7 protein-coding genes are annotated in these 10,003 nt (G+C 55.4%); 4 read left to right on the plus strand and 3 right to left on the minus strand.

The window, feature by feature from the left end; translation table 11 throughout:
• Together L692_RS0115050 and uvrA are read left to right on the plus strand one after the other, a co-directional pair.
• Positions 1–1,071, plus strand: a 1,071-nt coding sequence (locus tag L692_RS0115050; RefSeq protein ID WP_025700990.1) for a helicase-related protein, incomplete at its 5' end; no start/stop codon positions are given.
• Between the two features lie 182 nt (positions 1,072–1,253).
• A complete protein-coding gene (uvrA, locus tag L692_RS0115055; protein WP_025700991.1) occupies positions 1,254–4,127 on the plus strand; it encodes an excinuclease ABC subunit UvrA in 2,874 nt (957 codons plus the stop codon).
• Between the two features lie 92 nt (positions 4,128–4,219).
• Here uvrA and L692_RS0115060 read toward each other — a convergent pair whose 3' ends face one another.
• Entirely contained in the window at positions 4,220–5,854 is a 1,635-nt protein-coding gene (locus tag L692_RS0115060) for a nitrite/sulfite reductase (protein WP_025700992.1), read from the minus strand.
• A gap of 587 nt (positions 5,855–6,441) precedes the next feature.
• Here L692_RS0115060 and L692_RS0115065 point away from each other — a divergent pair.
• Positions 6,442–6,651, plus strand: coding sequence for a DUF2759 family protein (locus L692_RS0115065; RefSeq protein ID WP_025700993.1), 210 nt, complete (start codon positions 6,442–6,444; stop codon positions 6,649–6,651).
• A 283-nt stretch (positions 6,652–6,934) separates the two neighbouring features.
• Here the strand turns inward: L692_RS0115065 and rfbC are convergent, their stop codons facing one another.
• Together rfbC and rfbA are read right to left on the minus strand one after the other, a co-directional pair.
• Positions 6,935–7,495 carry a dTDP-4-dehydrorhamnose 3,5-epimerase gene (rfbC, locus tag L692_RS0115070; protein WP_025700994.1) on the minus strand — a complete coding sequence of 187 codons (561 nt, stop codon included), beginning with the start codon at positions 7,493–7,495 and terminating at the stop codon, positions 6,935–6,937.
• 19 nt (positions 7,496–7,514) lie between these two features.
• Entirely contained in the window at positions 7,515–8,393 is an 879-nt protein-coding gene (gene rfbA / locus L692_RS0115075; RefSeq protein WP_025700995.1) for a glucose-1-phosphate thymidylyltransferase RfbA, read from the minus strand.
• 292 nt (positions 8,394–8,685) lie between these two features.
• Between rfbA and L692_RS0115080 the strand changes: the two genes are divergently transcribed.
• Positions 8,686–10,003, plus strand: a 1,318-nt coding sequence (locus L692_RS0115080; RefSeq protein ID WP_025700996.1) for a peptidase U32 family protein, incomplete at its 3' end; no start/stop codon positions are given.

The raw sequence follows: 10,003 nt of genomic DNA on the forward strand, positions 1-10,003 counted from the left end.
TTCTGCTCCGGCATCGAGAACTATTCCGGACCGCTGACCTTCCGCGAGCGAGGGGCCACTCCTTATACGCTGCTGGATTATTTCCCGGACGACATGCTGATTGTTATCGATGAGTCGCATGTGACGCTTCCGCAGATCCGGGCGATGTACAATGGTGACCAGGCGCGCAAGACCGTGCTGGTGGAGCATGGCTTCCGTCTTCCGTCGGCCCTTGACAACCGTCCGCTGAAGTTTGAGGAGTTCGAGGATAAGGTGAGGCAGATTGTTTACGTCTCCGCCACGCCCGGACCCTATGAGTTGGAGCACTGCAATACGATGGTGGAGCAAATTATCCGGCCGACCGGCCTGCTGGACCCCATCATCGAGGTGCGTCCGACGGAAGGGCAGATCGACGATCTGATCGGCGAAATCCGCGAGCGGATCGACCGCGACGAGCGTGTGCTGGTTACGACGCTGACGAAGAAGATGTCCGAGGATCTCACCGATTATCTCAAGGAAATCGGAATCAAGGTCCGGTATCTGCATTCCGATATCAAGACGCTTGAGCGGATTGCGATACTGCGCGATCTGCGCCTTGGTACGTTTCACGTGCTTGTGGGTATTAACCTGCTAAGAGAAGGGCTTGATCTGCCGGAAGTGTCGCTGGTGTCGATACTTGATGCCGACAAGGAAGGCTTCCTCCGTTCCGAGCGTTCGCTGATCCAGACGATCGGCCGGGCCGCGCGCAATGCGGAGGGCAAGGTCATCATGTACGGGGACAACATTACCGAGTCAATGGACAAGGCGATTACGGAGACCCAGCGGCGCCGGTCCATCCAGATTGCCTACAACGAGCAGCACGGCATCACGCCGCAGACGATCCGCAAGAAAGTGCGCGATGTTATCGAAGCGACGAAGGTCGCCGAATCCAAGGCCGATTATTTGACCGGCGCTGCCGGCAAGATGAGCAAGAAGGAACGCCAGACCCTGATGCAGCGCCTGGAGGCGGAAATGAAAGAAGCCGCGAAGAATCTTCAGTTCGAACGCGCCGCCGAGCTGCGCGACGCCCTGCTGGAGCTGCGGGCCGAGTAATCTTATCCTGCGCAAGCAGCATCACGATAGGACCGAATGAATATGAACGGCGCTGTCTTTAGGCCGTTCTTCGTGCTTTTTGCCGCGTGCAGGCAATTAAACACGGCCCTGCCCTCTACCCGCCGCATCTTGCGGGAATGCCGGGAAAGGGAGCACCAATATATTAAGGAGCGATGGTACCGTTGGCGAACGAAAACATAGTAATCAAAGGCGCAAGGGCGCATAATCTCAAAAATATCGACGTGACGATCCCGCGCGACCGGTTCGTCGTCCTGACGGGGCTGAGCGGCTCGGGCAAGTCGTCGCTGGCTTTCGACACCATTTATGCCGAAGGGCAGCGGCGATATGTGGAGTCGCTGTCTGCCTATGCGCGCCAGTTCCTCGGCCAAATGGAGAAGCCGGACGTCGATTCCATCGACGGCTTGTCTCCGGCCATTTCCATCGACCAGAAGACGACTAGCCGCAATCCGCGTTCCACCGTAGGAACGGTGACGGAGATTTACGACTATTTGCGCCTGTTGTTCGCGCGGATCGGACACCCCCACTGTCCGGATCACGGCATCGAGATTACGTCGCAGACGGTGGAGCAGATGGTCGACCGGATTATGCAGTACCCGGAGAAGACGAGGCTGCAGATTCTCGCGCCGGTCATCTCAGGACGCAAAGGCGAGCACAAGAGCCTGCTTACGGACATTTCGAAGCAGGGCTTCGTCCGTGTGCGGGTGGACGGAGAGCCTCGCGATTTATCCGAAAATATTGAGCTGGAGAAGAACAAGAAGCATACGATTGAAGTTGTGGTCGACCGGATCGTTATCAAGGAAGATGTGGAGTCGCGGCTGACGGATTCCATCGAGACGGCTCTGAAGCTGTCCGGGGGTAAGATTCTCGTCGATATCATCGGCCAGGAGGAGCTGTTATTCAGCTCCAGCTTTGCCTGCCCCGTATGCGGCTTCAGCATGGAGGAGCTGGCGCCGCGGATGTTCTCCTTTAACAGCCCGTTCGGGGCATGCCCGGAATGCGACGGCCTGGGGGCGCAGATGGTGGTCGATCCCGATCTGCTCATCCCGGATACCGGTAAATCCATCGAAGACGGCGCCTTTTTGGCCTGGACCGGCAGCACCTCCAACTATTATCCGCAGTTTCTGAAGTCGGTCTGCCAGCACTTCCGCATTCCCGAGGATGTGCCGGTAAGCGCGCTGACGCCCGAGCAGATGAATAAGCTGCTTCACGGCACAGGCAGCGAGAAGATCCATTTCCGCTACGAAAATGATTTCGGGCAGCGCAAGGAAGCGATGGTTCCGTTCGAGGGCATTATTCCGAACCTCGAGCGCCGCTACCGTGAGACGGCGTCCGACGGCATCCGCGAATTTATCGAAGGCTTTATGAGCGCCAAGCCTTGCCCCGTGTGCAAGGGCAAACGGCTGAAACGTGAAATTCTGGCCGTGACGGTAGGCGACAAGAATATTTCCGAAGTCACCGATCTGTCGATCGGGGACAGCCAGCGCTTTTTCGGCGGTCTGGACTTAAGCGAGAAGGAAACGGCTATCGCCCATCTTATTCTGAAGGAAATTTCCAGCCGTCTCGGATTTCTCGTCAACGTCGGCCTCGATTATTTGACGCTCAGCCGTTCGGCAGGCTCACTGTCCGGCGGGGAGGCGCAGCGCATCAGGCTGGCGACGCAGATCGGCTCCAGCCTGATGGGCGTGCTGTACATTCTGGACGAGCCCAGCATTGGGCTGCACCAGCGGGACAATGACCGGCTGATCTCGACGCTCGCGCATATGCGCGATCTCGGCAATACCCTGATCGTCGTCGAGCATGACGAGGATACGATGCTGGCGTCGGATTATATTATCGACATCGGTCCCGGAGCGGGTATTCACGGAGGCAAGGTTATGGCCCAGGGAACCCCGCAGGAGATTATGAACGATCCCAACTCGCTGACCGGCGAATATCTAAGCGGACGCAAATTCATTCCGGTTACAGCCGAGCGGCGGCAGACCGACGGCCGCTGGCTGGAAATCCGGGGGGCCAAGGAAAATAACCTCAAGAATGTGAACGTTAAAATTCCGCTCGGCGTCTTCACGGCGGTCACCGGCGTGTCCGGCTCCGGCAAGTCGTCGCTTGTCAATGAAATTCTCTACAAGAGTCTGGCCAAGGAGCTGAACAAAGCGGCCAAGGTTCGTCCGGGCCAGCATAAAGAAATTCGCGGCCTTGAACATCTGGACAAGGTTATTGATATTGACCAGTCCCCGATCGGACGCACGCCGCGGTCCAATCCGGCAACCTATACGGGCGTGTTCGACGACATCCGCGACTTGTTTTCCAAGACAAATGAAGCGAAGGTAAGGGGCTTTCAAAAAGGCCGGTTCAGCTTCAACGTCAAGGGCGGACGCTGCGAAGCATGCCGGGGCGATGGCATTATCAAGATTGAAATGCACTTTCTCCCGGATGTCTACGTTCCCTGCGAGGTCTGCAAGGGCAAACGTTATAACCGTGAGACGCTGGAAGTAAAGTATAAGGGAAAGAATATCGCCGATGTGCTGGCGATGACGGTGGAGGACGGAACGGAGTTCTTCCAGAACATACCGAAAATTCACCGCAAGCTGCAAACGTTGCTGGACGTCGGTCTTGGCTATATCAAGCTGGGCCAGCCGGGAACGACACTTTCCGGCGGGGAAGCGCAGCGCGTGAAGCTGGCGTCAGAGCTGTACCGCCGGAGTACGGGCAAGACGCTGTATATTCTGGATGAACCGACTACCGGCCTGCATGTGGATGATATCGGCCGCCTGCTGGAAGTGCTGCACCGCCTGGTTGAATCGGGTGAATCCGTACTCGTTATTGAGCATAATCTGGACGTCATCAAGACGGCCGATTATATTATCGATATGGGACCGGAAGGCGGCAGCGGGGGCGGAACGGTAATCGCATCCGGCACGCCGGAACAGATTATCGACGTTGCCGAATCATATACGGGCAAATACCTGAAGCCGATTTTGCTTCGGGACACGGCGCGGACGGAGGCCATGATGCTGCAAGTCTCGGAAGCGCAATAAGAGGGACGCATGACTTTCATAGGATACCGAACAGGGCCACGGCATCGCCGTGGCCCTGTTCGGTTCGTTCAAGTATATAATTCAGCGGCCAATCAAGAGGCGAACGCAGCCAGAATGGAGCTCAGCTTATCCTGTATGGCAGGCACGCCGACACGTTCAGTGAAGGTGAGGAAGCTCTCGCCTGCGTCGCGTTCGTTCTTGTAGAACAGCAGAAGCTGTTCCAGGACGCCCGCCACGTCGTCCGCTTTGACGCGGCCCTTGAGCGGCTGCGCGAACCTTGCGGCCGGCCCCTGTTCTCCGCCGCCGAGCGTGCCGCCGACAGCGATATCATAGGCTTCCACCATGCCTTCAGAAGTCTTTACCAAAGCCCCTTGAAGACCGATGTCCGCGATTTGCTTCTGTCCGCAGGCATTCGGGCAGCCGATCAGATGGAGGCGCACCTTCTCGCCGAGCTCCACACGCTCGTCCAGGAACGTGGCGATGGCGACGGCGCGCTTCTTCGTCTCTACCAGCGCCAGGCTGCAGAACTCGTTGCCGGTGCAGGCGACCGTGCGGCTGATGAAAGGCTTCGGCGCTGCCGACAGGCGCTTCAGCACAGGCGCCGCCAGCAGTTCTTCGACCTTGTCGTCCGGCACGCCGCTGAGGATAGCGTTCTGCGACATCGTCGTACGGATGGTTCCGTCGCCGTACGTGTCCGCCAGCACGGCGAGCTGCGATAATTCGTCGGCGTTAAGGCGTCCGACAGGCACATTAAGGCCGACGTAGTTCAGGCCCTGCTGTGGCTGTGGCTGCACGCCGTCGAAATAGGCGGCCTGCCAGCCGACCGTTTTGTCCTCACCGCGCGCAGGCAGCTCCCCGATCAGCTCAAGCAGCTTGTCCTTGAATTTCTCGGCGCCCCAATCGGCCACCAGAAATTTCAGCCGGGCATGATGTCTTTTCTCGCGGTATCCGTTGTCGCGGAAGATTGTCGCCACGCCCGTGGCTACCTTCAGCACCTCATCCGGACGGACGAAGATATCGAGCTTCTGCGCCAGATGCGGCTTGGCGGACAGTCCGCCGCCGACCATGACATGGAAGCCAATGGTCTCCGCGCCGTCAATCTCCTTGACCGCAGGCGTAAACGCCAGGTCGTTGATCTCGGCATGCGCGTTATTGTAGGGATTTGCGGAGATCGACATTTTCAGCTTGCGCGGAAGGTTGGAGAAATCACGGTTCAGCACAAAGAAGTTATTCACTTCGTCGACAAGCGCCTTGGTATCCATCAGCTCGTCCTTGTCGATCCCGGCAAGCGGATTGCCGACAATCGTGCGCGGGCAGTCGCCGCATGCTTCGAAGGAATATAATCCAACCTCCTCCAGACGTTTAAAAATGTCCGGGAAATTCTCCACCTTCAGCCAGTGGAACTGAATCGCCTGCCGGGTGGTAATATCGAGAAGGTCCCTGCCGTAAAGCCGGGAAATCTCGGCCAGAGTCCGTGCCTGCGCGGAAGTCATCACTCCGGTATTAATGCGGACGCGCATCATGAAGTGACCGTTCTTCGGTTTCTGCTGATAAACCCCCGCCCATTTGAAGAGGTCCAGATCGTCTGCGGGAATGGAATCGTAGCCCTCCAGCGCGTATTTTTCGATAATGCTGCGGATGATGTCCAGTCCGTCTTTTTCCAGTTTGACTAATTCGAATTTGGACAGCTTGTCCGGTTCTTTGGTCCAAATCGGTTCATATGCCATTGATGAAGCCTCCTTCATTATGCCCCTGACGGTCCCGCCCGGTTCTCCCTCTATTGCCTTTAAATCCGACGAGGCCGCTCTGAGATTGGTTTACATGGTAACAGATTTCCTGCTCCCCGTATGTGAAGTAAGGTATAACTCGTATAACAATTGTTTATGGAACCTCCAGCTTCCGTTGATAAATCATCAAGCCGGGATGTCCGGCAGGGAGGGTGGAAGATTCAAACACGGACAATCCCGTTAATATAGTTATAAAGAGGCGACGAACGAGACGTCTGGAGAACAATAAGCATGCTCCCCTGCATAGGCCGGAATTTTACAAGCCCCCCTGCCATATATTTTACGGGAAACGGATCTTGTCCATATATGCCGCTTGCAGGTTCTTCCCACCCTCGGGCACCTTGAAAACTGAATATTCCCATTGAGGTGTCAATGAACGTTATTACTCTTACATAAGATTTTGGAAAAATCCTGTTGCGCACCGACTTTGGCAGCGGTAACATAAAGGTGATAAGGCGTGAAGAATCAAGCGGGCTGTGCGGATAGCGGGCTAGTCGGCTTGACAACCATGATGAGGAGGTAGGGCTATGCTGCTTGCGGAAGCCGCCACGGCAACTGCGTCCAGATTTCATACCTTTGACGTGTTTATGATCCTGTTCACGGTTCTGATTGCGATCGGGGTTGTCCGGTTGCTCAGAGCGCCCCGGAAGAACATGTTCGCGATTGCCTTCGGAGTCGTCAGCCTGCTGGTCTTTCTAGTGTCCGACTACGCTATGGTCAAATATTGGTTGGGCTAAAAAATACCGGCGTTCCTGCAGCTTGTACACATATACAGCGCCATTTGTGCTTGTCAGCGAAGACACCTTTAAACTGCCGCTTGCATGTTTAGCGGACAGTTGAACGGGCATCCATGACCTGAAGTAGCAAGAACCTCCAAACCGCGCCTGGGACGGAAATGGAGGTTCTTTTTTTTCAAAATATAAGAAATTATAAATTTCACGCTTATTACTGGCCTTATATCGAGAAACGCACTTGCGTCTTTGGGGACGCCGTAGCCGTTTCTTCTTGCCTTACAAGCACTTAGGCGTTGTAGACGAAATTGAGATTTGCGTCTTTGAGCAGAGGCGCCTTCTCGTCCTTGGCCGACAGGACCGGCGTCACATGGATAGGCCACTCCACACCGATGTCCGGGTCATTCCACAGGATGCCACCGTCGTATTCCGGCGCGTATACCTCGTCGCATTTATACTGAACCTCCACGTCCTCGGTCAGCGTCATGAAGCCGTGGGCGAAGCCCTTGGGGATGAGCAGCTGCTTCTTGTTGTCTGCGCTCAGCTCGATGCCGAACCATTGGCCGTAACCGGGGCTTCCTTTGCGGATATCGACGGCCACATCAAAGATGCTGCCGCGCGTACAGCGAACCAGCTTCGTCTGCGCTTTAGGATTCAATTGATAGTGAAGCCCGCGCAGCGTTCCTTTTACCGCCGAGTATGACTGATTGTCCTGGACAAAATTCAGGTCGATCCCCTGCTCCAGAAATTTGGTCTGACTGTAGGTTTCCATGAACCAGCCGCGATGGTCGCCGAATACGGCGGGCTCTATAATCAGAACGCCTTCCAGATTCGTTTGCGTGACTTTCATTGGTTTCACTCTTTCCGCGTTAATATTTGATTTTGCCGTTGGCCACCTTGATTAGATACTGCCCGTAGCCGGTCTTGCCCAGCTTCTCACCGCAGGCCAGCAGCTCATCCTCTGTAATCCAACCATTAATATATGCAATTTCCTCGGGAGCTGCGATTTTGATGCCCTGATGGTCCTCGATCGTTCTGACAAAATTGGTCGCATCCACCAGACTTTGATGAGTGCCGGTATCCAGCCACGTAAAGCCGCGTCCCAGCAGCTCCACATCCAGCTCGCCGAGTCTCAAATATTCCTCGTTGACCGAAGTGATTTCCAGCTCGCCCCGCGCCGAGGGCTTAACGTTTTTGGCGATGTCAATAACCCGGTTATCGTAAAAATACAGCCCCGTAACCGCATAGTTCGACTTGGGCTGCGCGGGCTTTTCTTCGATGCTGAGGACTTTGCCGTCCTCTCCAAATTCTACAACGCCGAAACGTGAGGGGTCCGGCACATGATAACCAAAGATGGTTGCGCCGCGAGGTTTCTTGGTAACCTGTCTTAAAATTCTCCGAAAACCGTTTCCATAATAAATGTTATCGCCCAGAATCATGGCGACAGAATCCTTCCCGATGAAAGATTCGCCTAGTATAAAGGCTTGAGCCAGTCCGTCAGGGCTGGGCTGAATGGCATAATGTATTGAAATTCCAAATTGCGAGCCATCTCCGAGAAGATGTGTAAATCGGGGGGTGTCCTCGGGAGTTGAGATAATCAATATATCTTTAATCCCCGCCAGCATCAGGGTGGACAGAGGATAGTAAATCATCGGCTTGTCGTAAACGGGAAGTAATTGCTTGCTTGTTACCAGAGTCAATGGATAAAGCCGCGTGCCGCTGCCTCCGGCTAGAATAATACCTTTCATGTGATAGATTCAGCCTCCTGGCGTATCTAAATTTACAGTCTATTGATAATAAGAGTATTCTATGCTTGAACTCAGCACGATGTCCATTTTCTAAGAATTCCTATTAGAGTATAACATTTAGATGTTCAGAAGCCAGTAAGATGTCACGGGCTTGTAGCACGGAAGTGTGATATTTGATACAATAGATAAGTTAACCGGACATCAAACCATTTCAAATCCTTGGAGGTCCGGATCACATAGGTTTGCGCATCTTAATAGACCCGTCCCCAGCGGGCGGTTTGGGAGGATATAGATGAAAGAGCGGGATATACGCAGGGAAGACGTGGAGCTGCTCGCTCCGGCGGGCGACTGGGAGTGTATGCGCGCGGCGGTGGCGAACGGGGCGGACGCTGTCTATTTCGGCGTGGAGAAATTTAATGCCCGGGCAAGAGCGAATAACTTTCGGATGGACGAGCTGCCGGAGATTATGGCCTTTCTGCACAGCTATGGCGTGAAAGGGTTTCTGACGTTCAATATTCTGGTGTTCGAGGACGAGCTTCAGGATGCCAAAGAACTGATTGACGCTTGCATAGATGCCGGAGTGGACGCGGTCATTGTGCAGGATCTCGGGCTGGTGAAGCTGATCCGCGAGATTTCGCCGGATTTTCCAATTCACGGTTCGACGCAGATGACGATCACCTCGCCGGAGGCGGTGGAGTTCACCAAGCCGTTCGGGCTGGAGCGGGTGGTCCTCGGACGGGAAAATAATCTCAAGCAAATCCGGGCGATTGGCGATCAGGCGCGTCTGCCGATGGAGGTGTTCGTGCATGGCGCGCTGTGCGTCTCCTATTCGGGGCAATGCCTGACCTCGGAGATGTGGGGCGGGCGCTCAGCCAACCGCGGCGAATGCGCGCAGGCCTGCCGCTTACCGTATGACCTGGTTGTGGACGGCGAGGTAAAGCCGATGGGGGATGTTTCCTATCTGCTGTCGCCGAAGGATCTGGCGGCCATTGATCTTATACCGGAGCTGATTATGGCGGGCGTAACGTCCTTCAAAATTGAAGGGCGGATGAAAAGTCCCGAATACGTGGCGAATGTCGTGGGCAAATACAGCAAGGCGATTGACCGCCATTTCAAGGGAAGATGGGATGCCCCGTCCAGGGAGGAAATGCGTGAGCTCCAGCAGAGCTTCTCGCGCGGATTCACGCACGGCTTCCTGGAAGGAACGAATAATAAAAAGCTGGTAGACGGCACGTTTCCGAAAAGCCGGGGCGTCTATGTCGGCACCGTGGAGCAAATTCTGCGTGACGGCGTGGTCTGCCGGATCGAAGCGCCGATTAAGCGCGGCGACGGAATTGTCTTCGATGCGGGCGATCCGACGAAAAAGGAAGAAGGCGGCCGCATCTACGATCTGCGCCGCAAAGGCGTAAAGCTTGAAGGCGAAGCGCAGGAGGGCTGGATTGTCGACATTATTCCCGGGCGCAGCGATGTGTCCTTAAGCCGTCTGCATGTCGGCGACCGCATCTGGAAGACGAATGATCCGGCGCTGGATAAGGCTCTGCGCCAGACGTACGAGACGGAGAAGCCTTACCGGGTATTCCCGGTGCATGTCAAAGCGGCGGGCCGGGCCG

It is taken from the genome of Paenibacillus forsythiae T98, assembly GCF_000520735.1.
Taxonomy (GTDB): domain Bacteria; phylum Bacillota; class Bacilli; order Paenibacillales; family Paenibacillaceae; genus Paenibacillus_AQ; species Paenibacillus_AQ forsythiae.

What these genes read in the sequence shown, in the direction of transcription:
- L692_RS0115060 (WP_025700992.1), bottom strand. Translation starts at nt 5,854, where the DNA reads ATGGCATATGAACCGATTTGGACCAAAGAACCGGACAAGCTGTCCAAA.
- L692_RS0115065 (WP_025700993.1), top strand. Translation starts at nt 6,442, where the DNA reads ATGCTGCTTGCGGAAGCCGCCACGGCAACTGCGTCCAGATTTCATACC.
- rfbC (WP_025700994.1), bottom strand. Translation starts at nt 7,495, where the DNA reads ATGAAAGTCACGCAAACGAATCTGGAAGGCGTTCTGATTATAGAGCCC.
- rfbA (WP_025700995.1), bottom strand. Translation starts at nt 8,393, where the DNA reads ATGAAAGGTATTATTCTAGCCGGAGGCAGCGGCACGCGGCTTTATCCA.